This window comes from Pontibacterium sp., assembly GCF_964228735.1.
Taxonomy (GTDB): domain Bacteria; phylum Pseudomonadota; class Gammaproteobacteria; order Pseudomonadales; family Balneatricaceae; genus Pontibacterium.
In genome coordinates this window covers 1-25,000 of record NZ_CAXRBQ010000100.1, presented here as the reverse complement: position 1 = coordinate 25,000, position 25,000 = coordinate 1, and the positions used below count along the sequence as shown (strand labels likewise).

21 protein-coding genes and 1 rRNA gene are annotated in these 25,000 nt (G+C 52.4%); 18 read left to right on the top strand and 4 right to left on the bottom strand.

From position 1 onward, the window contains the following. From rrf to ACEQ15_RS11345, 17 genes are all read left to right on the top strand, one after another. Positions 1–88: ribosomal RNA gene (gene rrf, locus ACEQ15_RS11425) — 5S ribosomal RNA — on the top strand; the annotation flags it as partial. Between the two features lie 1,218 nt (positions 89–1,306). Next, positions 1,307–2,227: an OmpA family protein gene (locus ACEQ15_RS11420; protein ID WP_370279316.1), complete on the top strand. Its 921-nt coding sequence runs from the start codon at positions 1,307–1,309 to the stop codon at positions 2,225–2,227. Positions 2,228–2,529: 302 nt separating this feature from the next. Further along, positions 2,530–3,525, top strand: a complete 996-nt coding sequence (locus ACEQ15_RS11415; RefSeq protein ID WP_370279315.1) for a polysaccharide biosynthesis/export family protein — start codon at positions 2,530–2,532, stop codon at positions 3,523–3,525. Between the two features lie 40 nt (positions 3,526–3,565). Then, the gene (locus tag ACEQ15_RS11410) at positions 3,566–4,972 is read left to right on the top strand and encodes a GumC family protein (RefSeq protein ID WP_370279314.1); all 1,407 of its coding nucleotides are present in this window, start codon (positions 3,566–3,568) and stop codon (positions 4,970–4,972) included. 18 nt (positions 4,973–4,990) lie between these two features. Next, positions 4,991–5,767: a hypothetical protein gene (locus ACEQ15_RS11405; protein ID WP_370279313.1), complete on the top strand. Its 777-nt coding sequence runs from the start codon at positions 4,991–4,993 to the stop codon at positions 5,765–5,767. 53 nt (positions 5,768–5,820) lie between these two features. Beyond that, complete coding sequence (locus ACEQ15_RS11400) at positions 5,821–7,338, top strand: O-antigen ligase family protein (protein ID WP_370279312.1); 1,518 nt, start codon at positions 5,821–5,823, stop codon at positions 7,336–7,338. Between the two features lie 15 nt (positions 7,339–7,353). Continuing rightward, positions 7,354–8,871: a lipopolysaccharide biosynthesis protein gene (locus ACEQ15_RS11395; protein ID WP_370279310.1), complete on the top strand. Its 1,518-nt coding sequence runs from the start codon at positions 7,354–7,356 to the stop codon at positions 8,869–8,871. An 11-nt stretch (positions 8,872–8,882) separates the two neighbouring features. Then, entirely contained in the window at positions 8,883–10,097 is a 1,215-nt protein-coding gene (locus ACEQ15_RS11390; RefSeq protein WP_370279309.1) for a glycosyltransferase family 4 protein, read from the top strand. Positions 10,098–10,161: 64 nt separating this feature from the next. Further along, positions 10,162–10,716 carry a hypothetical protein gene (locus ACEQ15_RS11385; RefSeq protein ID WP_370279308.1) on the top strand — a complete coding sequence of 185 codons (555 nt, stop codon included), beginning with the start codon at positions 10,162–10,164 and terminating at the stop codon, positions 10,714–10,716. A gap of 206 nt (positions 10,717–10,922) precedes the next feature. Continuing rightward, complete coding sequence (locus ACEQ15_RS11380; RefSeq protein ID WP_370279307.1) at positions 10,923–12,161, top strand: glycosyltransferase family 4 protein; 1,239 nt, start codon at positions 10,923–10,925, stop codon at positions 12,159–12,161. After that, positions 12,148–12,930 carry a WecB/TagA/CpsF family glycosyltransferase gene (locus tag ACEQ15_RS11375; protein ID WP_370279306.1) on the top strand — a complete coding sequence of 261 codons (783 nt, stop codon included), beginning with the start codon at positions 12,148–12,150 and terminating at the stop codon, positions 12,928–12,930. The genes ACEQ15_RS11380 and ACEQ15_RS11375 overlap by 14 nt, the downstream gene beginning before the upstream one ends. 72 nt (positions 12,931–13,002) lie before the next feature. Next, complete coding sequence (locus tag ACEQ15_RS11370; protein WP_370279305.1) at positions 13,003–15,312, top strand: AAA family ATPase; 2,310 nt, start codon at positions 13,003–13,005, stop codon at positions 15,310–15,312. Positions 15,313–15,727: 415 nt separating this feature from the next. Continuing rightward, a complete protein-coding gene (locus ACEQ15_RS11365) occupies positions 15,728–16,882 on the top strand; it encodes a glycosyltransferase family 2 protein (RefSeq protein WP_370279304.1) in 1,155 nt (384 codons plus the stop codon). Between the two features lie 133 nt (positions 16,883–17,015). Then, positions 17,016–18,476, top strand: a complete 1,461-nt coding sequence (locus ACEQ15_RS11360) for a sugar transferase (RefSeq protein ID WP_370279303.1) — start codon at positions 17,016–17,018, stop codon at positions 18,474–18,476. A gap of 40 nt (positions 18,477–18,516) precedes the next feature. Then, complete coding sequence (locus tag ACEQ15_RS11355; RefSeq protein ID WP_370279302.1) at positions 18,517–19,491, top strand: UDP-glucuronic acid decarboxylase family protein; 975 nt, start codon at positions 18,517–18,519, stop codon at positions 19,489–19,491. A 168-nt stretch (positions 19,492–19,659) separates the two neighbouring features. Next, a complete protein-coding gene (locus tag ACEQ15_RS11350) occupies positions 19,660–20,160 on the top strand; it encodes a hypothetical protein (RefSeq protein WP_370279301.1) in 501 nt (166 codons plus the stop codon). Positions 20,161–20,213: 53 nt separating this feature from the next. Then, positions 20,214–20,942, top strand: coding sequence for a tRNA-uridine aminocarboxypropyltransferase (locus ACEQ15_RS11345; protein ID WP_370279300.1), 729 nt, complete (start codon positions 20,214–20,216; stop codon positions 20,940–20,942). Here the strand turns inward: ACEQ15_RS11345 and ACEQ15_RS11340 are convergent. Then, on the bottom strand, positions 20,893–21,516 hold the full coding sequence (locus ACEQ15_RS11340) for a DUF2238 domain-containing protein (protein WP_370279299.1): 624 nt from the start codon (positions 21,514–21,516) through the stop codon (positions 20,893–20,895). The two genes, ACEQ15_RS11345 and ACEQ15_RS11340, sit on opposite strands and share 50 nt — an antisense overlap. 16 nt (positions 21,517–21,532) lie before the next feature. Then, complete coding sequence (locus ACEQ15_RS11335) at positions 21,533–21,934, bottom strand: DUF3429 domain-containing protein (protein ID WP_370279298.1); 402 nt, start codon at positions 21,932–21,934, stop codon at positions 21,533–21,535. Between the two features lie 209 nt (positions 21,935–22,143). On the opposite strand from ACEQ15_RS11335, the gene ACEQ15_RS11330 reads away from it, so the two are divergent. Next, a complete protein-coding gene (locus ACEQ15_RS11330) occupies positions 22,144–23,238 on the top strand; it encodes an acyltransferase family protein (protein WP_370279297.1) in 1,095 nt (364 codons plus the stop codon). A gap of 76 nt (positions 23,239–23,314) precedes the next feature. On the opposite strand, the gene dtd is transcribed toward ACEQ15_RS11330, so the two are convergent. Both dtd and pip read right to left on the bottom strand, forming a co-directional pair. Then, complete coding sequence (gene dtd, locus ACEQ15_RS11325; RefSeq protein ID WP_370279296.1) at positions 23,315–23,755, bottom strand: D-aminoacyl-tRNA deacylase; 441 nt, start codon at positions 23,753–23,755, stop codon at positions 23,315–23,317. A gap of 87 nt (positions 23,756–23,842) precedes the next feature. After that, positions 23,843–24,793 (bottom strand): prolyl aminopeptidase, encoded by a 951-nt coding sequence (pip, locus tag ACEQ15_RS11320; protein WP_370279295.1) that lies wholly within the window; start codon positions 24,791–24,793, stop codon positions 23,843–23,845. Positions 24,794–25,000: the final 207 nt, after the last annotated feature.

Here is a 25,000-nt window from a genome sequence, read left to right as displayed (position 1 = left end):
CCGATCCCATCCCGAACTCGGAAGTGAAACGCCTTAGCGCCGATGGTAGTGTGGGGATTCCCCATGTGAGAGTAGGTCATCGCCAAGCACCTATTTAGAGAAAACCCAGCTCATTGAGCTGGGTTTTTTCGTTTCTGCCCGGGCGAAAATCCGGCGTACTGATTACATCCTGTGACCGGATCTACCCGTAGGTTGGTCATCGCTTTGCGATGCCCAACACTTTTCCCTATATGCATGAACCGACGTCTTTATACTTCAAGTCTCAGGCTGTTGGGCAACGCTGCGCGTTGGCCAACCTACTGGAATGAAACCAGCGGATAAAAGGTGGGCTTTACCGGCTCTGTTAAGCTTCCCTTCAAATCTACATGCTACTATTTCCACTTAACGGTAATGCCCCAGGCTATGCCGATATCTGTAGGTTGGTCATCGCTTTAGCGATGCCCAATATCTCCCTGTATTCATGAACCGGCATCTTCGTACTTCAAACCTCGGGCTGTTGAGCAATGTTGTGGTTTGGTCAGCCTGTAAGTTTGACGGTCTTGTGTAGTGTCTCTTTCGTTTGGTTAACGGCAAGGTGATACCAGGTGCCACATCAAGTGGCAGCCATGCATCAGTGCCAGGTAGGAAAGCTCAATGTTTTGCTTGGTCTGTAGTTGTTTGGTCTGTGGGTAATTCGGCTGTCAAATGAGTTTTTCTGTGTGTAAATGTTATTAAGAGGGATTGGTATTAATAGAGTGAAGGGTTTTACTAAAAAAAATAGTAGTTTTTATTTTTTTAGGATGGCTTTGCGGAGTTTTGGGAGAATTGAAAAAGAGAATACCTAATTCAGTTTTTGTTAATTCTATTGATGTATGACGATCCGTCTGTAATTGAATAGATATATATTAATGAATGGTGCGGTTTAAATGGAAAACCGAGAGCAGGGCTTTTATTTATTGTAGCCTTAGTTTAATGAATGACTGTTATGCTTGCCGCGCGTGGTGAAGCGTAGGTTGTGCACGTCTTAACCGCTTGATTCGGTTTGATGATCGTTCTACGATAGCATCCGTTTATATTTTTATAATAGGCGTAGTGTGAATTTCGTAAGTTGATTTGATTTACGAAAGGTTTGAATACGCCAATAAAAAACACTAATTACAAGAATCTATCGGGTTTAGAAGGAGTCTGCTTCGGACTCACTGGAGGGAATGTGAGAAATTACTCTAAGGTGCTGTTGACTGGTGTAGTCGCTACAGCTCTGGTGGCATGCAGTACTAATTCGTCTACACATGATTCTGAGCATGGATCTCGCGCTCACGATCATGAAATGAGTGGTGAGCATGACTACTTTAAATCCGATCAGCCAATGGAGCTGAAAGGTACGCTTTTCGATCGTTACCTTCACGAAGGCTACGCGAAGCTGGCTAAAAAGGAAGACTACGAACACGATTTTGATGACGTAGAGAAGTTCCAGAACCGTTCTCTGCGTGCAGCTGAAGGCCAGCTGGTATCCCCTGAAGAGTTGTCTGCGCGTAACCTGCCAGAGTATTCAGTCGATGAGCTGTCTTCTGCGCGTGCGCGCCTGGAAGATGCCTTCTATGCTGGTGCTTCCCTGAAAATGCCTGAAACCGCAGCACGCGCCCAGGTGATGTTTGACTGCTGGATGGAACAGCAGGAAGAGAACATCCAGCAGCACGATATTGATGAGTGTAAAAACGGTTTCATGGCAGCAATGGCAGAGCTGGAAAGCAAACCAAAAACTACTCAGCCAACCGGTCCTTCTTACACCCATAGTCATGACCATGAGCATACCCACGGTCCAGGCTCTTGTGTGGATCACACCCACGAAGTGGCACAGCCTGCTGTAGCGGCTTGCCCAAGTCCAGCCAAACATGCATCCCCAGAGCTGGCATACCGTGGCCCATACATTATCTTCTTTGAGCTGGATCGTGCTGATATCACATCTGACGCTCAGCGTATTCTGGACACCGTTGTCGCTGATGCGCGTGACATGAAACCGCGCCGCGTGGTTTTGACCGCTCATACCGATACTTCAGGTACACGTAGCCACAACGAAGCGTTGTCCCAGCGTCGCGCCCAGGCTGCTGCCCGAGTATTGCGCGCTGAAGGTGTAGAAGTTTCTGAAATTCGTGCGTCTCACTACGGAGAGTCCAGACCACGTATTAATACCAAGGATGGCGTGCGTCATGCCGGAAACCGTCGCGTCGAAATCGATTTCGAATGGTAATTGACTGACGTAGTTTGTTATTAGATGAGTGGTGTTAAGCGATTGGTCGAATAAATAAACACTTGTTTATTTATTACGATGTTGTTTAATAACCACTCACATTTTGTGTTGCTAATTTGCGGCATATAACCCGCTGTTTTTATAACAAATGATCTGCGGGGAGAAGGTCCTGGCTAAAGGTCATGGATAGTTACCGGGCGCACGGCCTGGTATGGAATTACGACGTGAAGTGCTGCATACCGGAGAGGTTTCGACCAATGATCTGCTCGACAGATAATAAGTTTAAGAAGGCTTTAAAGTGGATGACAGGCCCAGCGCTGCTGTTGCTGTTGTCTGGCTGTTACGTGCCACACGAAGCGGCAACGATTGAAGACAGCAAGCAGGTCTATAAGCAGGACCCACTACCTTACTATGATGCTGATTACCGTCTCTCTCCCGGGGATCGTATCGAAGTAACCTACCACGTCGATATTGAGCAGAAAGACCGTTACGAGATCGCCATCGGTGACCAGATCCGTATCGAGTTCTACCACTATCCTCAGATGGACCGTACATTGAATGTTCGCCCTGACGGTCGTGTAACCGTTCCTTATAAAGGTGACATCATGGCAGCCGGCCGTACACCGATGGAACTCTCCGCTGCGGTGAACGAACTGTACTCCGATTTCCTGACAATGCCGCAGAGCACCGTTTCCCTGATCCGTTACGGCGCCAAGATTCGTGAGCTGAAAGAAGCGATTCGTACAGCACCGCGTGGTCAGAGCCGTGAAGCTGTTGTTCAGTCTGACGGTACCGTGAATCTGCCTCTGCTGCCATCTCTCCGTATCGCCGGTATGTCCATTAACCAGGCGACTGAAGAGATCAACAAGGCTTACGGAAAGTCTGTTCAGGGCATGTTTACCTCTGCCGCTATTCTTGAAGCGACGGGTAACCGCGTATACGTATTTGGCGCAGTGCAGCGTCCAGGCTACTACCAGCTGAGTGGTCCTACTTCAGTGCTTCAGGCTGTGGGCCTGGCGGGTGGTTTTGCAGACTTTGGTGAAGCGGGTTCTACGCTGCTGATATCGCGTGATGAGTTCAACCGTCCGGTTGGTCGTCTGGTCGATCTGGCTTCAGTACTGTCCACAGGCAACTCCGGTCAGGATTATTTCGTTCGCCAGTCTGATGTGGTGTTTGTCCCAACAACGCCTCTGGGACGTGCAGCGCTCGTAGGCGATGCAATCCGTCGAATGATCCCGGTAAACTTGGGCTTCACATATACGCTGGACGATACAGTCGATATCGTTGGTCCGAACTAATAATTCAGGCGAATACGCATTTTTGGGGTGATAATCAGTTATGGATAGTAGTACGAGCAACCGTAGAGAAGGCGACAATAAGTTGACCTTCCGCGATATCGTCGCAATCTTCTTCTATACCAAGCGTGTCTTTGTATTCACCTTTATTGGTGTGATCATAGGCGCTCTGTTGCTGGCATTTTTGAGTCCGTCTACCTACACCGCGAAAGCGCGTTTGTTGGTGAAACCTCGCATCGAGAAACCAGTCGTTTTCGATGAAGGTGCCGATTCCCGATTTAACGTTGTGGATAACGTTTCAGACCAAACGCTGAACACTGTGGTACACCTTTTCAACTCTGCTGACGTCCTGAAAGAAGTTGTGAAAATGCACAACCTGGCGCCGATGGATGACGAGTCTGCAGTACTGGAAGCTGTATCTGACCTGCGTAAGCAGTTCCGTGCAGAGCCGCTTGCAACCTCCAACATCGTTGAGATCATCTATCAGGCACCGGATGCTGAACAGGCACGTGATCAGCTGAACACACTGCTGGATGCTTATATCGACTACTACATCGAAGTAAACCAGGGCCTTAAAGGCAGCCTTGAGTTCTTTGATGAGCAGGTGGCGATGTTCCGCGAGCGTTATATTCAGCTGAGCAATGAGCTGGCAGCGGCACGTAAGAACCTGAATCTTGCTAATCCGAACCTGCAGGCCGATAACATGCTGGCGGTGGTGCGTAACCTGGAGACACGTAAGGCAGAGATTGCTAGTCAGCTTAAAGCGTCTCAGCAGCGCGTTAACTTCCTGCAAGGTGCTTACGATAAGGTTGGTACTAATGGATACGTTGGTCTGACATCCGAGCTGCGTCAGAACTACCCAGCCCTGGTAGAGATGGAACGTTCTCTGGCACAGCTGATTATCAACAAGAAGACTGCTGAGAGTAACTTCCAGCCAGGTTCCAAGCCCGTAGCCGACGCTGTCGCACAGTACAACAACATGCGTGCACAGATCCGCGGATACATCCGAGAAGTAATCGACAAACTGCAGTTGGATGGTCAGTCCGGTGCAGAAGAGATCCGATCTCTGGAAGATAGTATCGCTCAGGCACAGGCTAACGTAGGTCAGTTGAGTGCAGACACTGTGATCCTGCAGCGCATCGAATTTGAACGCGACGTTGCTGAGAAGAACTACCGCCTGTATGAAGACAAGCGAGAAGCTGCGCGAATCAGTGAAGAGAAAAACCGCTCTCAGTTTGCAAACGTAACTGTAGCAAACCGTCCGCTGACTCCTAATGCGCCGTCGTTCCCTAATATTCCGCTGATCCTGATCCTGGCTATCCCGGTAGCGATCTTGTTGGCGCTGGTTGCTTGTATTCTGTCCTACTCAAGTGATCAATCTCTGCGTTCTCCGGCAGATGTACAGACACGTACCCGTCTGCGCCTGCTTGGCACCCTAGACGCCGTTTAATCATTGGGGAGAAAGACAATGGGTAAGATTTTTGAAGCAATGTACGGCGCTGACGGTGAGTCAGTCGAGCACGACAACGGATCTTCCAGTCAGCAGGTTGTGGAAGAGCGCGTGGAAAACAATGTCCGTCGCTATCCGGATAACCTGATCCTGCCGCTGGGGCGTACCTTCGACGGTAATGCTAAGTGGCGCCGTGATATGCGTAAGGTAACCATCAACCTGATGGTGCAGGCTGACCCGGAAGAGGTGGGCGGTAAGTCGGTGATGTTCTCCGGAATGTCCCGTGGTGTTGGTACCACTACCGTAACCTCTCAGGTTGCAAAGATCCTGGCTGCAGAGTATCCACGTCACCGCGTGCTTATTTTGGATGTACGCGATTCCGGCTCCAGCGCTGATGCGATGACATTGGACCGCGCCATGATGGAAGGCTTCCGCGCTGACGAGATCCTTGCAGGCTGTGAAGGTGAAGGCATCTTCCGTATGCTGGTCTCCTCCAGTGATGACCAGGGCCGTAGTGCAATGATCTCCCATCACGTGCGTGAGTTTATCGCCAAAGCACGTGACGAGTTCGACTGGGTGCTGCTGGATATGCCGCAGCAGGGTTCCACACCGCTGGCCGATTCCATCGGGCGTGTTGTTGATGGTGTAGCGATCGTTGCAAACACCGGTGTAACCCGTGTGCCTGCAATCAATGCAGTAGAGGAAGATATGGACCAACTGGGTATCAAACTGCTCGGTGTAATCCTGAACTTCCGTAAGTACCCAATCCCATCCTGGTTGCTTAAATTCCTGTAAGTGGGCCTTGTAGGCCCCTTGTTTTGCAGCGCCCTATATGAGCCGGGACATATATGTCGGATACAACCAATAAATCCTCGTCGATGCTGTTACCGCTGAGCTTTGGTTTGCTCGGCGGGGCGTTGTTTGTATTGTCTCTAGGCCATCTGCCCTTCAAGTGGACATTCTTTATCCTCCTCGCCGTGATGGGCGTGGGGGGACTGTTCTTAATGAACATTCTTCGGTTCCAGACCCGCCAGATGATGCTGATGATGGCGGTGTTCCTGATGCCAATTCTGTACGACATCAACTTCCTGTACGTCGATGACCCACCGTTCTACGTCCATGCAAACGGATTTGGCGTTGCGATCACCGACGTACTGTTCGGTATGTTGATCATCGCATGGGCAAGTGAAAGCTTGTTCGGCCGTAATAACGGCCTGCCGTCTGATCCTGTGCCGACCCACTGGAAGTTTGCGATGACAGGACTGTTCCTGATCAACTTCCTTTCTGCGCTTTCAACGCCGGAACCATTCTATGCGTTCAGTATGTTGTGGCAGCAGGTTAAGGCGTATTTCATCCTGGTTTACCTGATCAAGAACGTTAAACACTTCGATACCGTTAAGCGCCTGGGTTATGTGATTGTGGGTGTTTTGGCGGTTCAGGCGATCATGGTGTTTGAGCAGAAGTTCGTGGGTGCGATCTTTACCGAGTCTCTGCTGGGGCAACGTACAACCTGGCAGAACGAAGGTGGTCCACTACGTTTCTCCGGCAGTCTGGGGCAGCCAAACGCCTTGGCGATGTTTATGAACCAGCTAATGCTGATCGGCATCTTCGTGGGACTTGCTGAAAAGCATCTTCTGCGGAAGCTTATTATTCTCGGTTTTGTCGGCATGGCTATTATGGCCGAGGTCTTCACGGCGTCCCGTGGTGGCTGGACCGGCCTGGCTATCTCCCTGGTTGTTTGTATGGTGATGTGGCGAGTGCGGCGCGGACAGGGTCTTGTCACCAGTATCAGCTTGGTTGCCCTGCTGGGTACACTGATGTTCTCGCTGTTGTTTGCGGGATCGCAGGACTTCCGAAACCGTCTGACCCAGGATGACCGCGGTACTGCAGACGTACGAGCGCCGTTGATGGACGTTGCAGAGAACATGATTGCTGACAATCCATTAACCGGTGTGGGTCTTAACCATTACACCTACTACATGGCGGAATATGACCGCACTTTCGATGCGATCACTGCCAACTTCGATGCGCCGGTACACAACATCTTTATGTTGATTGCGGGCGAGATCGGTATTCCGGGTGCAATGTTTGTAGTGGCGATGATGCTGTTCACGCTGTATCGCTCATACAAGCTGTTTTTCAGGTCGGAAGGGACAATCTCTGCGATCTCCCTTGGTGCGTTTGGTGGTCTGCTGTCCTTTATGATTCACAGTATGGTGGACCCAACCTCTATCTACTCCGAGTACCCGTTCTGGGTGCTCTCCGGACTTGTCATTGCGATGGATCGGATCCACCGCAGGCAACAGGCCGCGCTTGCCAATAGCTCGACTCACAGCGTCGAAACCAATCCGAACACCACAGCGTAATTGCCAGGGGGTATTGTGGCAGCTGACACCCACACTCAGAGGACGATTCAGGGTGCTAATTGGAATATGATGCGGGTAATAGTCCAGACTGTCGTCAGTCTGGGCGTTACCATCGTGGTGGCCAGGATATTGCCACCCGAAGACTTCGGCCTGTTGGCAACCGCAATGATCTTTATCGGGCTTGCCGAGATCATCTCTACCATGGGGATGGGAGCTGCAGTTGTCCAACGTAAGAATCTCGACGAAGAGGCTATCCGCACAGCAAATACCCTCTCGGTATTGATCGGTGTTGGTCTGATGGTCAGCCTGATCCTTATCGCCTATCCGGTCGCGGCGTTTTTTAACGATGAGCGAATCGAGCCGATCCTGCAACTACTGTCCGTTAGTTTGTTTGTGTCTGCACTGTCAACTGTGAGCCGTGGACTTATCGTGCGGCGTATGGACTTCAGGCGATTGTTCTGGATCGACTCCGCCGGTCACGTCATTGGGTATGCCGGGGTGGTGATTACCATGGCTGTGATGGATTACGGCGTGTGGAGTTTGGTGATGGGTACGATCGCAACCACAGTGTTGGGTTCCATCCTGTCATTTGTCTACGAACCGTTTCGTATGAGCTTCCACCCAGAGAAAAGCCGGTTAAAGGAGCTGCTCTCATTTGGCGGCGGTGTTAGCGTCAGCGGCATTGTGGGGTATTTTGCCCGCAACGTGGATTTTTTCATAATTGGTAAGTTCCTCGATCAGATGCTGCTGGGTCTTTATAGCCGCGCCTATCATCTGGTGAACCTGCCTCTGGCAAAAATTGCCAGCACGCTGACAAATGTCATGTTTTCCTCATACTCTGAAGTGCAAGACGACCCGGAGCGGTTACGCCGGGTGTATTTCCGCGTAGTATCTGTCACCGCGCTTATGGCGTTCCCTGTTTTTGTTGGCATGTTGGTATCCGGGAAGTACATCATCACCGGTATGTACGGTGATAACTGGATTGATGCCGTACCCGCGTTTCAGGTGCTCTGCCTGATGGGGTTGATTCGACTGGTGCTGATCCTGACCGGGCCGGTGATCCAGGCAATGGGACAGGTGCACGCTGAGATGCGCCGTCAGATTGTCTTTTTTGTAGTGCTCACACTGGCATGCCTTGTGGCGGTGCCTGAAGGTATCGCAGCCGTTGGTTTTGCCGTAGTCGGTGCAACACTCTGGCTGTATCTGGCGAATGCTGGGCTGGCTATCAAACTGCTGCAAACCTCCTGGGGCGCATTCTTTAAAGTTCAGATACCCGGTTATCTGCTTGCGGGCTTTGTTGGCTTGGTTGATGGGCTGGTGCTTTATCTGCTGGAGGGGAGAATCGCCTCAGCGGAAATTATGTTGATTATCTTGATGATGAGTTCCGGTCTTGCCTACCTGATTGGCTTCTTCGGTTTGCCTGCTTCCTGGATGGGGGGCGTACCAGAGTGGGTGCTGGAAAAATACAGTCATCGATTACCCGCAGTACTGCGACAATGGGCACAGAAGCGTGCATGTGCAGGTGTTGAATAAAGGAAATGGACGTGACGGAAAAAGCAATGAAACGCGTGGTGTATGCCCATTATCAGAAGTTTGAACGCGATGGGTCATATGTGCACGTAACCAAGTTCTCGGAAGAATTTGGCGGTATTTGCGATGAAAAAGGAATAGATTTTACCGTAATGGCCCCACCCCTGGTGACAGGCGTGCCCGGCCACAAAACGTCCTTTGTCGACCGTCTGAAGTCGCGCCTGGCGCGTTTTTATATCTCTGATATCAAAGCGTTTCTGGTACAGGTGAAACGTATGCTGGCGGAACGCCGTCAGTTGAAAGAGTTGAAACCTGATCTGGTATTAACCCGCTTTGACTACAACACCTTCTCCATTATCTGGGCCTGCCGTTCCCTGAACATTCCGGTGGTTGTAGAGATCAACTCGCCGGATCACGAAGAGCGTGAGGCTGAGTATCTGCGTGTCCCGGGGGCTGAACACTTCTTCAGCTCTACCCGTGCGCTATCACTGTGTGACGGTGGTTTTGCAGTGAGTAACGTGCTTGCGGATGAGTACCGGGTTAAATCGACCCAAGGGCTACCGATCCACTCTATTCCGAATGGTGTGACGATCGAGCAGTTTGACCCTCAGCTATCGGGTACACCTGTTCGTGAACAGTTTGGTATTGTTGAAGATGAGGTTGTGATCGGTTTTGTTGGTAGCTTCGCACCCTGGCACCGCATGGATATGCTGTTTGATAGCTTCTCCTATCTGGTAAAAGCGGGTTACAACGTACGTTTGTTGCTGGTCGGCCAGGTCAAGCCGGAGTCTGAGGAGAGCGTGAAGCGCGCCAACCAACCGGATATCAAAGATCGGGTTACATTTGCAGGGTTTGTACCAAGCAACGAAATCGACAAATACCTGGCAGCTATGGATATCACCGTGCTACAGAACTCCGCCTACTACTGTTCGCCACTGAAGATGTTTGAATATATGGCAATGGAAACTGCAGTGCTGGCACTGGCAACAGATCCGGTGAAAGAGATGCTGGAGGATGGCGAGGAAGGCTTGTTGTTTCCGCCGGGGGATGGCGAGGCGATGACTCAGGCGCTGACTCGTCTGGTGCAGGATAAAGACCTGCGTGAAAGACTGGGTAAAGCGGCCCGCGCACGCATGGCGAAGGAGTTTACCTGGCGCCACAATGCGGAAAAAGTATATGACCTTTTGGATGAGGTCTACCAAAAATCGGATAAGGTGCCGCGTTACTGATTGATGGTATAGTGTACAGCTAAAGCTGCATATAACGCGTTATAAATTGATTCGGGTGACGAACATGCAACTCAGTATCAAACCAGTTATCAAGTCGCTGCTTGGTGTGTGTCTTGTTCTTATGGCGGCACTGAGTGCCAACGTGTATGCCGACAAGAAGTTTGCGAACCTGACCGGATTTGCAGGCGAACAAAACGGTAACCTGCCGGATTTTAATGAAGACCCTATTGATGAGCAGGGTTGGGATGTATTTGAAGACCCGTTTGGTCCACTTGTGGCGCGTGAAACACCGTATTATCAGAACGATAGCCGAGATATCGGACCAGGTGAGGTGTTTATTAAGGCGTGGGAGTACGATCCACCTAATGCACTGATCGTCAGGGTTTTTGATCAGCGTGACCTGCTGTTAACAGGTTCCCAGATCGATGTAAGGGTTGAGGCAGGTTATTACGACGACAATAAAAACCTGATGGTGGAAACCCGTCGTATCGTACGCGATATTCCTATCAAACCAGGTGAAAACTACATCACACTCTATTTTCCGGTAGAGCGCACCCATATCGTTCACGCCCGTGTAATTAATGTACGTAACCAGGGACCAATTAAATTGATCGACTGATACCTTTTAATAAGGGCTGCGTGATGCAGCCCTTTGTATATCAGTGGTCTGTTGTACCGTTTATTGTAGTTCCCTGGCAGAAATTATGTGCAGATCAATACATTGTTAATTGAACAGTTGTCCTGTACCAAATCTCGCAATATTGTCATACCACATCTGTTAAAGTCAGCCTTGTTAAATATCAGTACCTTCAGGGAACGTTATTAATGGCGAAGAAGCGCGTTATATTTCTTAACTCGATATTTCCCGTATTGAGTGAAACCTTTCTCTTTAGTCAGTACACCAAAATGCTGGATGAAGGTATGGCTATGGATCTGGTGTCCAGCCATAAGCCTGATCCTTCACAGGTGCATCCTGGTATGGAGACTGTGCAAAAACAGGTGGATTACCTCTGCGATGCCAGTAAGGGAGAGATTGTTGCCGCGCATCTTCACTGTTTAATGCGCTACCCGCTGGGATACCTGCGCTCATTAGCCGGCCTGTTCTCTGTGGAGGAGAAGTCGTTCACGACCCTGAAGCATCTTTCCGGCGCTGCACTGACGCTGCAGCGCTATGCAGATTGTTCTGACCCGCGTTGGGTGCATTCCCACTTTACCTACGGGGCTACGTCGATTGCGATGTGGATTAAGCGGATTTCAGGATTGCCATTTTCCCTGACTCTGCACGGATCTGATCTGACCTTTGATAATCCACCCGACCTGGAAACCAAGCTGAAAGAGGCGGATCTGGTCGTGTGTATATCCCAGTACAACGTCGATTACGTAAAGGAACATTTTCCAACGGTCGCGGCTGATAAACTTGTTGTGTTGCCGTTGGGCGTAGCGCCGCTTGAGCAAGCACCACAAGCGAAACACTATGATGGCAGTCGACCGCTGCGTATCCTGAGCGTAGGGCGTCTATCCACCCAAAAGGCCCAGGAATATCTGGTGCGAGCCTGTGCACAACTGCGCGACAAAGGGTTGGCATTTGAATGTCAGTTGGTGGGTGAAGGTCCACAACGCGAATTTCTGGAGCAGGAGATTCAACGGCTGAATCTGGAAGGTCAGGTTAAGCTGCTTGGGGTGCGCTACCACAGTGACGTGCTCGAGATGTACAAAGAGGCGGATCTCTTTGTAATGTCCAGTGTTGCTGAGGGGATGCCGATTGTTCTGATGGAAGCGATGCAGGCGGGAGTGCCGGTGCTTTCGACTTCGATCTCCGGAATACCTGAATTATTGGACTACGGCATGGCAGGAATTCTGGTGCCGCCGGGCAGCGAAAATGCGTTGGCTGAATCGATGGAAGCGGTGATCAAAGGAGAGATCGACCTGGATGATCTGCGCCAGCATGCGATTGAACACATCGCCAACAATTTTGATCAAGGTAAGAACGCGGTTCGTTTCCAGCAGTTGCTGGAGCAGTGCTGCGCAGCTGAAGAGAAGGTAGTAAGCAGTGTCACTAACTGAAAAACCTCAGTATGAAGAAGAGTGGCTGAACGGGGTTCGCTATCACGTTGTACGTCGTCAGGATATCTTCGACAGCATCCGCTGGGCAGCAGAGAATGACGAAGGTGGGAACATCATGAACGTGAATATTCATGCGATGAACCTGGCGTATGAAGACCCTTCCTTCCGCAATATTCTCAACCACGCTGACATGGTGTTTGTTGACGGTGCCGGTGTGAAACTTGGTTGCAAGATGGCGCGCCTCAGCGTTGGGCAGCGCCTGACACCGGCGGATTGGCTCGAAGAGATGTTCGAGATGTGTTCCCGCGAGCAGTGGCCGATTTTCCTCTTGGGTGATATTGATGAGATGGGAGAGCGCTTCGAGAAAGCGATGGCCGAACGTTACCCGGATTGTCCGTTTGCAGGTCGTCATCACGGTTTCTTTGACCGTGAGGGTGAAGAGAACGATAAGGTCATTGAGATGATCAACAACAGCGGGGCCAAAGTGATCCTTGTCGGCATGAGTATGCCGATCCAGGAAAAATGGATCTGGGATAACCGTGATAAGCTCAAGCCGCCTGTGCGGCTGGCAACGGGCGCATTTCATCGTATCTTTACCGGGGATATTGACCGTGCCCCGAAGTGGGTGACCGATAACGGTTTTGAGTGGCTCTACCGACTCATGATGCAACCCCATACCTGGAAACGCTACATTCTCGGTAACCCGCTGTTTATGTTACGGGTCGCCTGGCATCATATACTGGGTTTCCGCTTTAAAGAGCGTACCTGAAGGCAGTAGCCTGACGCTGAAACGTACGTTAGTATCTTCTGGTTAATCGATTCAGGAATAGAGAGCTGTCCCATGTACGAGGAGTTTTACGGATTAAGCCGGCGCCCGTTCGAAAATACTCCCAATCCGGAATTTTTCTTTGCCAGTAAACAGCATCGCGAAGGTCTCGCGGCGCTGATTTACGGTATTAAGCAATCAAAAGGGTTTATGCTGGTGACCGGTGAAGTGGGATCCGGTAAAACCTTTTTGATCCAGTCGTTGAAATACGAACTGGAAGAAGAAAATCATATTATCCTCGAGGTGGCCACTCCCTGGATCACGCCTGAAGAACTGTTTGCGGAGTTGCCGGAAAAGCTGGGCATGGATATGGATGCTGAGTGGGGTTCACTGGTGTTCCAGGCCAAGCTGAAAGAGGAACTGGAACGCCTGCACGAACAGGGGCGCCGTGTACTGGTTATTCTTGATGAAGCGCAGCAGCTTCCTGAGCGAACCCTCGAAGGCATCCGCCTACTCTCCAATTTCGAAAACGAAGATGCCAAGCTGATCCAGATTATCTTTCTGGGACAGAACGAGCTGAACGATATTCTGGGGCGCTACTCCATGCGTCAGATTCGTCAGCGCATTACCCTGAGCCGTTCGCTGGGCTATTTCAACGAGATCGAGACTCGGCGTTATATTGAGCACCGCCTGGCAGTGTCCGGCTGTGATAAGCCTGTATTTGATGACGACGCGCTGTCTCTGATATTCCGTACTTCCCACGGCTCGCCGCGTCTGATTAACCTGATCTGTGATAACTGTCTGATCACCGGTTACGCTCATTTCTCCCGTCAGATCGATGCGAATATTGTACGTGAGGTGCTGGCCGACCTGCCTCCGGTGCATCAGGAAAACATGAGCAACCATGAGCAGGCTGCGGATGAGCAACCGCTGCAGGTAATTCAGTCAGAGCCACTGAAAGAACCGCTGCCCGAAATAGCCCCGACGGATATTACCAAGCCACGTCCGACGCCTGTGTTTACCAATCCTGTCGATGAACCGCTACCGGTACCAGTACAGCCTCAGGCAGAGCCGGTGCCAACACCGGTAGCCGCAACCGTGAGTGGTACCTCACCGTTTGCTGCCGAAAGCGAGTACGATTCCTTTGCAGAGGACGAGTACCGGCCTCACAAACAAGAGAGGCCAGGAGTATTCCGGCGATATGGGTTATGGATGGTGCTGATCGCGACGGTTGTAGTGAGCTGGTATGCCGCCCGATGGTACGAAACCCGAGAGCGGGACGAGGTTGCGATACGCAATACCACAACGCCGACGGCGGCTGAGCCAACCGTATCCAGCAGCCCTCAGGTAACACCGCTTGCGGCACAACCGGAAACTGCAAAGCGCGAGCTGACCTGGGATGATGATCCGGTGATCGCATCTGTGGATGGCAACCCCGTGGCCGAGACTGTGTCGCAGCCAGTGGAGGTGGTGCAACCACTCGAAACGTCGTCCGTGGTAGAAACCTCATTAACTGTGCCTGCTGATACCGCCGATCAGGAGCCCGTGGCGGAGGTGCCGGTACAGCACACGCAATCTGCACTTGAACGTTACTCTGTCGGCACCAAGGGGGATGATGGACTCAGCCTGTTTGAGCGCCTGCGCCGGGAGGCCAATGTTGCAGATGTGCGTAGTACGCCATATGACACCGGGCCAGAGCCGGTATCGCAACCAGCATTCGTGACTGAAAATGTTGAACCAAAAGCAGCGGCCGAGACCAAAGTGACCCTGAGCACTGAGTCGGACGCAGTGGATTCTGCGCGTGCGGTTACAGAAGTACCGTATAAACCGGTTGAGACTGTTGCAAAAACCGATGATGGCCGTGCGCTGATTGGTGTGCCCGAAGGTGTGGTTACGTCGGCTAAGCGTGCGAAACGCTACGAATCCGGCAGCGCGATTCCGTATCCATTTGAGAATCTGGCCAGCCTGCTAAAACAACCCGTGCCGCTTACCGTGGGTGAAACGATCAGTGAGAAGGCGCGTGCTAAATATTCCACCTGGAACGACACCGTGCAGGATATGGTGAGGGCGGTGAATCCGTCTATTCGCAACCTGAACCGGGTATACGCCAAGGCAGTTAACCTGCCGGATGTAAGCCGGGAGAATCTGCTGGTGAACGACGAATCCCGCGGCTGGTTTGCCTATGCCGGCACCGTGACCAGTCGCCTGAAAGCGAATCATCTGTATGAATCGTTTGTGGCGCTGGGTGAGCCTGCCGATATGGAAGTAACGAACAATGGTGAAAGACGCATTTACCGGGTGTACATAGGGCCGTATGATAGTCGCGAGGCGGCACTACTTAAGCTGGGGAATATTAACTTTACTCATATGCCGTATCTTAAATAAGCACGTTGTTGCTAGGGAAAGAGGTTTCGTGTTGGGGGAGAGGCTCCGGGACGAGACCTTTTTTGTATGGGAAATAAGGTGACTACTAAAAATAATAGGTTTTTTCAGAATCTGTTATTTAATTCAGAGATTTATTTTTAGAAAGCTTTGTTTAATTCGTTTTTCCGATAGGCAAAGATTAAAGATTTTTAATAATTATCAGTTCCCAGGGATGGGAAACTAACAAAATACTGACATGGCGCATGTCGGTATGTAGCGCAAAATGGATAATGCACCCCGGAAAACAGTAGTGTACTTATGGCGGGTTTCTCTAAAAAATATATTCTGAAATATTTGAGAAACCGACACCCTGTATAACGGGCGCATATTTATTTTGCCTTGATCTGATTGGCAATTTTAAAAAGGAATTCGAACGTTGTTGGAAGCTGTTTCACTGACACTTGGCTGGGTATTTCTGCTGATTGCAGCGATCCCGGTGTTGTACTTCGCGCTGGTGACGGTTGCTGCGTTGTGGCCGGAAAAAGCACGCTCATCGGATACCCAGAAGCTGAAGTTTGCAGTTGTTATCCCGGCTCATAACGAAAGCCTGCTGATCAGCGAGACTGTGCGTGCCGCGCTGAGCCAGAACTACGACGCCGACAACTACAAAGTTGTGGTGATTGCTGACAACTGTACCGACGATACGGCAGAAAAAGCCCGTAACGAGGGGGCGCATGTGATCGAACGTACCGGCCCTCCCGGTAAAGGTCAGGCCTTGTTCCATGCTTTCACCGGCCTGTTGGAGGAACAGTGGGATGCCTTCCTGATCGTGGATGCCGACTCCCTGATGCACAAAGACGCGCTGAAAGTGCTGGACGAAGAGATGAGCAACGGCGCCAAGGTGGTTCAGCTGCGTTATGCTATCCGTAACCCGGAAGATTCTATCCGCACCCGTGCGCTGGAGCTGGGTATGGCATCGTTTAATGCGCTGCGCCCGAAAGGCCGCACGGCACTGGGTATGTCCTCCGGTATCTTTGGCAACGGCTTCTGTATCTCCCGCGAAGCCCTGGAAAATGTACCGTACCTAGCCCACTCCATCGTGGAAGATATCGAGTACCACATCCATCTGCTGCTGAAAGGCTACCGTACTGTATTTACGGACCGTGCCTGTGTGTATGCAGAGATGCCAACCTCCGTGGAAGCCTCCAAAACCCAGCGTATTCGTTGGGAGCGTGGTCGCTGGATTACGATCAAGAGTTATGCCGGTCAGCTGTTCCGTAACAGCATGAACGGTGACAAGTTCTCCCTCGACGGCCTCAGTGACGTACTGACACCACCAGCCACCCTGATCATCTATCCACTACTGGGTGCTGCTTTGTTTGGCGATACCACCGTGCGTGTGCTGGCTTTGTTGTTGTTCCTGACCATCGGATTGCATTACCTGATTGCGAGTATCCGTTATGGCAGTGTGAAGGGGCTGTTCCGTATCGCTGTGTTTGTGCCTTGGTACCTGGTGTGGAAAACCTGGGTGTTTGCGGTGTCCATGATCAAAGAACGTAACCTGGGCTGGAACCGCACCGAGCGGGATTAAAATCTGTTTTTCAGTTTGTAAGCATCGTGAGTTTGGGTGGCCGGAGTGGCCACTGAGTATCAGTGAAGTGGCCCTTTCATATGGACGTGAAAGCGCTGAATCGAACCCTGTTTGACAAGAAGTCTGACCAACAATGAGTTATTCAAAGCACAAGTTAATCCTGCAGGCGTATCGTATTTCCGACCTGCTGGCGTTTATTATTGCGGGTTTAATCGCTGCCTGGATTGCCGGTATTTCCAATCACCATTCAGGTATATGGGAGATTCTCTCCATCCGTTTCACGCTGGTTAACCTTGCGGGTTACCTGGTGCTGGCGCTGCTGTGGTTGGTGGTATTCGACCGTATCAAGCTGTACTCCCCGATGAAACCCAAGCAGACGCTGTTGGAAGAAGCGGTCATTATCGGTTGGGCGACCGGGATCGCGACCGGTATCTACGCGCTGGTGAGCTTCTTTTTTGAGATCAGCCTGTTCACTCACATCTTTCTGCTCAGCTTCTGGGTGTTCAGTACTGCACTGACGCTGGTTCTGCGTAAAGGCCTGCGCATGTTGCTGAAAAAAGTGCACCTGGGTGACAACAACGAACGCCGCATTATGGTGATCGGGACCAACGAAGCTGCGCGTAACTACGTGGAACTGATCAAGTCCAACCGCGAGATGGGCTTTAACTTCGTGGGTTACATCAGCAACACGCGTCCCGAATCCGTGCCGGAAAGTGAGTACCTGGGCGCCGAAAGCGACTTCAAGTGCATTTTTGATAACACGGTTGTGGATGAGGTGGTGATCACGCTGCCGATTCACGATTTCACCACTGAAGTGGAAGAGCTGATCGACTACGCATCCGCACATGGCATTCTGGTGCGCCTGCCGATGTCCCAGCTGTTTGGCAGCATGTTCGGCAACCACGTATTCCGGCTGCGTACCGAAATTGTCAGCCGTTCACCGGAAAGCGCCTCTTCTGACCTGGTGCTGTCGTCCGGTCATCATATGGGCTGGGAATACATCGCAAAACGCGCATTTGATTTCTGTGCTGCGTCCGTTTTGTTGATTTTGGCTTCGCCGTTGATGATCGGTGCGGCCTTGGCGATCAAGTTCACTTCCAAGGGGGACATTCTCTTTGTGCAGGACCGTTACGGTTACAATGGCCGTGTGTTCCGCCTCTACAAATTCCGTACCATGATCCAGAACGCGGATGAACTGCAGGAAGCGCTGCGTAAGCAGAACGAACGTGCAGGTGCCGCTTTCAAGATCAAGGACGACCCGCGTGTAACCAATGTGGGTAAATTTCTGCGTAAGAGCAGCATCGACGAACTGCCGCAGCTGCTTAACGTAATTAAAGGTGAGATGAGCCTGGTGGGGCCGCGTCCTCTGCCGCTGGCAGATTATGAGCGCTTCCAGGAGGTCTCTCACATGCGCCGTCTGAGTGTATTGCCCGGTATCACTTGTACCTGGCAGGCCGGTGGGCGCGACAACGTGACGTTTGACGAGTGGATGGAACTCGATATGGCCTATATCGATAACTGGAGCCTGCTCAACGACTTCATGATCCTGTTGAAAACAGTTCCGGCAGTATTGTTTGGACGTGGTGCCTCTTAATACACGGATGTATGTTAGTCAGTATTATTGGACGAGTTAGATGAAAAATTCCCAGCGTAAAAAAGTATTGGTAACCGGTGGTGCGGGCTTTCTGGGTTCTCACCTGTGTAAACGTCTGGTTGCCGAAGGTAACGATGTTCTCTGTGTCGATAACCTGTTCACCGGCACCAAAGACAATATTCTGGAGCTGATGGGTAACCCACACTTCGAATTTATGCGTCACGACGTGACATTCCCGTTGTACGTGGAAGTGGATGAGATCTACAACCTGGCGTGTCCGGCATCTCCGGTTCACTACCAGTACGATCCGATCCAGACCACCAAAACCAGCGTCCACGGTGCGATCAACATGCTGGGCCTGGCGCGTCGTGTACGTGCGCGTATCTTCCAGGCGTCCACCAGTGAGGTATACGGCGACCCGCAGGTACACCCGCAGCGTGAAGATTACTGGGGCCACGTAAACCCGGCCGGTATCCGCTCCTGCTACGACGAAGGCAAGCGATGTGCCGAAACCTTGTTCTTCGATTACCACCGCCAACTGGGCCTGGATATCAAAGTCGGTCGTATCTTCAACACCTACGGTCCCAACATGCACCCGGCAGACGGCCGTGTGGTATCCAACTTCATCGTACAGGCACTGAGCAACAAGCCGATCACCATCTACGGCGACGGTTCTCAGACCCGCTCTTTCTGTTACGTGGATGACCTGATCGAAGCGTTCGTTCGTCTGATGGGTACTCCGGAAGGCTTTACCGGCCCTGTAAACATGGGTAACCCGGGTGAGTTCACCATCCGTGAGCTGGCGGAGAAAGTGGTTGAGCTGACCGGCTCCTCCTCCGAGCTGATCTTCGAAGACCTGCCAAGCGACGACCCGATGCAGCGCTGCCCGGATATCTCTTTGGCGAAGAAAGAGATGGACTGGGAGCCGAAGGTAATGCTGGAAGAGGGACTGAAGAAAACGATCCCGTATTTCGACGAACTGCTGACCAGTGGCAAATACGTGATGCCAGAGTAAGCAACCGTATAGAGGACATACGGTCCTTGTACTGACAATGCCGGAGCTGAGCCTCCGGCATTTTTGTTTCTGTTCGCCAACGATCGCATAAGAACACTGCCTCCATGGCGTGGGTTTGGTAAGGTAAAGGGAGATACTTCCCCCCATCGGGGGCCCGGGACATGATCTATGCAGAATATTGCGACCATCACCTTTCACTACGATCCGATCGAAGACCGGATTCTGCTGGTGGGAAACTTCAACAATAATCAGCCGCGTTGTGATTTCTGGCTGACCCGCAACATTACCCTGAAGCTGCTCGGTGCACTGAGCGCTCTGGTACAAAAGACGTCCAGCCATATCGCATCGGCTCCCAGCGAACATCAGTCCGGTCTGGCTCAGTTTGAGCATGAACAGGCACAGATGAACATGCAGCTGCAGCCAGAGCCACAACTGCGTAAGAAGGGCGCGCCGGGGTTGCTCTTCAAGGTCGATGTGAGCCATCAGGGGCAACGTTACCAGGTGAGGTTCTATGAGCATGGCAATGATGAGGCGATTGCCCAGGCTCAGCTGACCCACAGTGAGCTGCATCAGGTGTTGTCGTTGCTGCATCGCGGTGCGCTGGAGCTGGATTGGGGGGTGGATAAGCACCTGTTCGATCCGCAGACACCGGCTTCGGCACTACAGTAGGCGAGAAAGAAGCGAGCTGGTATAGTGCCCGCCTTGTAAACAACAGGTGGGTTATGAGTACAGAATCCTATCAGCACCGCCGCCCGTTCCTGGCGCGCGGCTCAAAGATCATTCGCTGTGACGAGTGCCAGATGCCGGCGCAGGTATGTATCTGTGATTACCGTGTTAATGCCCAGGCACAGGCCCGCTTCTGGCTGCTGACCCACCCGAAAGAGTTCTACAAACCCACCAATACCGGGCGCCTGATTGTGGATACGATCCGCAATTCCGAAACCTTTGCCTGGAGCCGGACCGAACCCAGCGAGCAGTTCCTCAGCCAGCTGAACGATCCGGGTTTTGATCCCTACATCGTATTCCCGGAAGGGGAGGCGTATCAGGACCGGATGGTCGAGTTTGAGCATAAGCCGGGACGCGAGCCGGTGTTTATCATTCTGGATGGCACCTGGCGTCAGGCACGGCGTATCTTCCGCCAGAGCGAGTATCTGCAGCATGTGCCGGTGATCCAGCCGAACACCCAGCGCAAGACACGTTACAACCTGCGCAAGCCCAACGAGGATCACCACCTGTGTACTGCGGAAGTCGCCGCAGTCATGCTGGAACAGATGGGGGACAGCAAGTCGGCCGCGTTACTGGATGCCTACTTCGATGTGTTCAATGCCCACTATTACGCAGCGCGCCGCAGTCGAATGATTGAAGGTGTTGATGAGGCGAAGGCGCTGTTGGAACAGGCGATCAACCACGCAGCGCCTGCAGCTGCCGATCATGAAGCCTGCTCAGAGTAAGCAGGGCACTTACAGCACCCAGTAACGCCAGAAACATATCGGACTGGGTGTCCCAGACATATCCCTGGGTGCCCAGGAAGCTATCTGCCGCCTGTTCGCTCAGCAAGGCGACCCACCATTCGATCAGCTCATAAAAGGCGCTGAAGGCCAGGCAGAAGCAGCAGATAAAGAAATCCCGCCAGTAGCGGCCGTTGATAACGGCCATGCGAATCAGAATCTCCCGCGCAATCATCGCCGGGATAAAGCCCTGAGCAAAGTGACCTACCTTGTCGTAATTGTTCCGCCCTTCGGTCCACTCTGCCCACTGTTCAAACAGGGGGACATCGGCGTAGGTGTAATGCCCACCGATCATCAGGATGATGGCGTGCAACAGGATCAGCAGGTACACCAGCGGTGTCAGCGGGTGATGTTTAAAGGTCAGGGCCAGGATTACCAAGCCAAGTGCTGCAGGTGCAACTTCCAGTGCCCAGGTGAGGGTATCCGCCGGATTAATAGCGGACCAGGCAAACACGGCCAGGTAGAGGCCGAGCCAGCTCAGGCTTCTGGGGTGGCTGATTGGATAACGGGCACGCATGGTATCTGGCTGCCTTTTACAGGATGAGTAACCATATAAGATGCATCAAAATCACCACAAAGGTAAGTTGCAGCCGTAACTTTTGGTACCAGACCGTCGTGATGATTGCGCGGTCATGCCGCCACCAGGCGAAGTAGCTGACACTGAGCATCAGCAGCGCCCACCGATCAGGGAGTAGCAGTGCTGCCCACGCTGCCAGGCTGGGTAACATGCAGATACAAAGTGCCCGCGTCACATTGTTGTTACCCTCTTGCATCAGTACACCCCAGTGGATGCCGCCGAGAAATGAGAGGATCACGGCGCTGTAAGCAAGGAACGCGGGTAAGCTGTATGGCTGATCAGGAATGGCTACACCTGCGGTCAGTGCAATAAATGGTATTAACCCGGCATAACCCAAGACTCGCGCAGCTTTTTCCACGGCTCTCTCCCTACTGTCGGTTTCTTCTCTGTACGGGGGATAAGCACAACAAGATCAAGTACTTTTACCTCTGTTTAGGTGATTCTCTGGTGATTTTTGGGTGGCGGAGACGCCCGTTTTGAGGCCTTGCAGACCCTTGCAAACAGGGGGGCATCTCTCTAGCATCCTGAGTAAATCCCCGGCACAGAAAGGCACACCCGAGCGTTTTTATGGATAAAGAAGTACGCGTTGCACACCCGACCATCCACTCCATTCAATACCTGCGCGCGGCCGCAGCGCTGATGGTGGTTTTTCATCACCTGATTATCCAGATCGATGTATACGAAGCGGTGCTGCACTCGATCAGTGTGGGCGCTGCCGGGGTTGATGTGTTCTTTGTGATCAGCGGCTTTGTGATCTGGTTTGTGACCTATGGGAAGGAGGTCAGTGCCGGAGAGTTTTTTGCCAAGCGCGTCATCCGTGTAGTGCCAATCTATTGGCTGATTACCCTGGTGATCGCCACCGCAGCGACCGCTGCGCCACACCTGTTTAAATCGACCCAGTTCGAATTTGCCCAGCTGGTTCAGTCGTTGCTCTTTATTCCGCACTACAGCCTGGGGCTGCCGGGCAATGTCTACCCGATTCTGGTGCCGGGCTGGACCCTGAACTATGAGATGTTCTTCTACCTGGTGTTTGGTTTGCTGCTGGTGGCCCCCCGTCAGATTCCGATGATTCTGTTGTCAGCCTTCAGCGTGCTGGTGGTATTGGGATTTGTCTTTGAGCCGCAGAACGCACTTCTGCAAACCTACACCAGTGGCCTGCTACTGGAGTTTGTTGCCGGGGTGTTTATTGCCAAAGCCTACACAGACGGCAAACTGAAGCAGTTACCATCAGTGCTGGGTGTCGTGTTGCTGATTGCCGGCGCCGCGGGGCTGTTAGCGACAGCACAGGTGAACCCGTTTGGTCCGCTGCGCGCGCTGTACTGGGGTGTGCCGGGCATGATGATGGTGCTGGGGGCGGTGATTATCGAAGTGAATGGCAGCGTATTGAAATCCCGGGTATTGCATCTGTTGGGGGATGCATCCTACTCCATCTATCTGACCCATATTCTGGCGCTGGGTGTGTACCGTGTGATCTGGTCCAAGCTGGTGACACCGGAAGCAACCGCCGGGCAGATGATTACGTTTATTGTGGGTGGTTTGCTGGTGACCGTTATAGGTGGGATTGTTTTCCACTTTGTGGTGGAGAAACCGGTCACCCGGTTCCTGCAGAAAAGTCTGTTGAAGCGGAAACCAACCGTTGTCACAGGTGGAGCATCGGCTTGATCCTGATACTACATGGATCTCACTAAAAAGAGCGGGCAGGTCCCGCTCTTTTTATATCTGTGCGTATTGGCGTTAGTTAGTTCACTTCCAGCATAAAGGTGACCGGTCCGTCATTCAGCAGGCTGACCTTCATATCCGCGCCAAAGCGTCCGCTGGCCACCGGATTGTGGATGGTAGACGCTTGCTCGACAAAGTAATCGTACAGCTCTTCGCCCAGGGCAGGGGATGCGCCGGAGGAGAAACTCGGACGTAAGCCTTTGTCGGTATCCGCCACCAGAGTGAACTGGGAGACAACCAGCAGCCCGCCGTTGATTTGTTGTACATTCAGGTTCATCTTGCCCTCCTCATCAGAGAAGATGCGGTAACCGAGAATCTTCTTCAGCAGCTTGTCGGCCTTGGCGCGGTCATCGGTTTTCTCAACACCCAGCAGTACCAGAATCCCCTGGTCAATGGCACCGGTGCATTCACCGTCAACAGTCACAGACGCATGGCTTACACGTTGGATCAGGGCTTTCATGATGGACAGGGCTCCGCTGGCTGAAAAAGGCGCATTGTAGCGGGATTCAGCCGGCGGAACATCCCTGTTTCTGGCCAGGTGGTGTTGTCAGGCCAGGGAGCGGGCAAAGTTGTCGGTGGCGGCGACCAGGTTGTCGGTAATACCCGGTTCAAATGCCGAATGACCGGCATCACGTACGATATGCAGTTCGGCTTGGGGCAGCTTCTGTTGCAGGGCAAAGGCCTGCTCGATCGGGCAGACCATATCGTAGCGGCCGTGCACAATGACGGTCGGGATATGCTGGATGCGATCGGTGTTGTCCAGCAGCTGGTTCTCTTCCATAAAGGCGTGGTTGATAAAGTAATGCGCCTCAATGCGCGCCATCGCCAGTGCTACATGCGGATCGGCAAAGTGGTCGACCATATCACCGTTCGGATCTAGCGTTGAGCAGCGGCCTTCCCAGACCGACCAGGCTTTGGCGGCTGACATGCGGGCGATCTCGTTGTCCGAGGTGAGCAGGTCGTAGTAGGCACTGAGCATGTCCCCGCGTTTCGCTTCCGGGATCACTTTCTCATACTCCTGCCAATAGTCCGGGAAGACGACGCTGGCACCGCGCTGGTAGAACCACTGCACATCCTGCTGGCGGCAGAGGAAGATACCCCGCAGGATCATGCCAGAGACCCGTTCCGGATGGGTCTGGGCGTACAGCAGGCTGAGGGTAGAACCCCAGGAACCACCAAACAGCAGCCACTGGTCGATCTTCAGCTTGGTGCGGATCGCTTCCATATCGGCCACCAGTGCCTGGGAGTGGTTGTCGGTCAGCTCGGCGTGGGGCAGGGAGCGGCCACAGCCGCGCTGGTCGAACAGGATGATCCGGTATTTTTCAGGATCGAAGAAGCTGCGGTGGGCAGGAGAGGTGCCGCCACCCGGACCACCGTGAACAAACAGCACCGGAATACCGTGTGCGTTACCGCTCTCCTCCACATAGAGGGTGTGGCGTTCGTCAACGGCAATCATATGTTCGGCGTAGGGGTGGATGTCGGGATACAGCTTACGCATGGGCTCTCCTTGGAATCGTCTAGCTCAAGTATAGGCTGCGCCCCGGGCACAAAAAAGGCAACCGATTGGTCACTGCTGTCCCATAGTTTTTGATCATAAAGGGATCCTCAGTTGAGGATCCCTTTTTTGCTTATCTGGTGGCTCTGGATTTAATAGCTCAACCAGTGGTTTTCGCTCAAATAAACTCACCTGAAGTACCCGCATGAT

Excerpts from the sequence above, each read along its gene's own strand:
- ACEQ15_RS11355 (WP_370279302.1), top strand. The coding sequence starts at position 18,517 with ATGAAAAATTCCCAGCGTAAAAAAGTATTGGTAACCGGTGGTGCGGGC.
- pip (WP_370279295.1), bottom strand. The coding sequence starts at position 24,793 with ATGCGTAAGCTGTATCCCGACATCCACCCCTACGCCGAACATATGATT.
- ACEQ15_RS11400 (WP_370279312.1), top strand. The coding sequence starts at position 5,821 with ATGTCGGATACAACCAATAAATCCTCGTCGATGCTGTTACCGCTGAGC.
- ACEQ15_RS11405 (WP_370279313.1), top strand. The coding sequence starts at position 4,991 with ATGGGTAAGATTTTTGAAGCAATGTACGGCGCTGACGGTGAGTCAGTC.
- ACEQ15_RS11330 (WP_370279297.1), top strand. The coding sequence starts at position 22,144 with ATGGATAAAGAAGTACGCGTTGCACACCCGACCATCCACTCCATTCAA.
- ACEQ15_RS11350 (WP_370279301.1), top strand. The coding sequence starts at position 19,660 with ATGCAGAATATTGCGACCATCACCTTTCACTACGATCCGATCGAAGAC.
- ACEQ15_RS11370 (WP_370279305.1), top strand. The coding sequence starts at position 13,003 with ATGTACGAGGAGTTTTACGGATTAAGCCGGCGCCCGTTCGAAAATACT.
- ACEQ15_RS11385 (WP_370279308.1), top strand. The coding sequence starts at position 10,162 with ATGCAACTCAGTATCAAACCAGTTATCAAGTCGCTGCTTGGTGTGTGT.
- dtd (WP_370279296.1), bottom strand. The coding sequence starts at position 23,755 with ATGAAAGCCCTGATCCAACGTGTAAGCCATGCGTCTGTGACTGTTGAC.
- ACEQ15_RS11340 (WP_370279299.1), bottom strand. The coding sequence starts at position 21,516 with ATGCGTGCCCGTTATCCAATCAGCCACCCCAGAAGCCTGAGCTGGCTC.
- ACEQ15_RS11410 (WP_370279314.1), top strand. The coding sequence starts at position 3,566 with ATGGATAGTAGTACGAGCAACCGTAGAGAAGGCGACAATAAGTTGACC.
- ACEQ15_RS11345 (WP_370279300.1), top strand. The coding sequence starts at position 20,214 with ATGAGTACAGAATCCTATCAGCACCGCCGCCCGTTCCTGGCGCGCGGC.
- ACEQ15_RS11360 (WP_370279303.1), top strand. The coding sequence starts at position 17,016 with ATGAGTTATTCAAAGCACAAGTTAATCCTGCAGGCGTATCGTATTTCC.
- ACEQ15_RS11380 (WP_370279307.1), top strand. The coding sequence starts at position 10,923 with ATGGCGAAGAAGCGCGTTATATTTCTTAACTCGATATTTCCCGTATTG.
- ACEQ15_RS11415 (WP_370279315.1), top strand. The coding sequence starts at position 2,530 with ATGACAGGCCCAGCGCTGCTGTTGCTGTTGTCTGGCTGTTACGTGCCA.
- ACEQ15_RS11420 (WP_370279316.1), top strand. The coding sequence starts at position 1,307 with ATGAGTGGTGAGCATGACTACTTTAAATCCGATCAGCCAATGGAGCTG.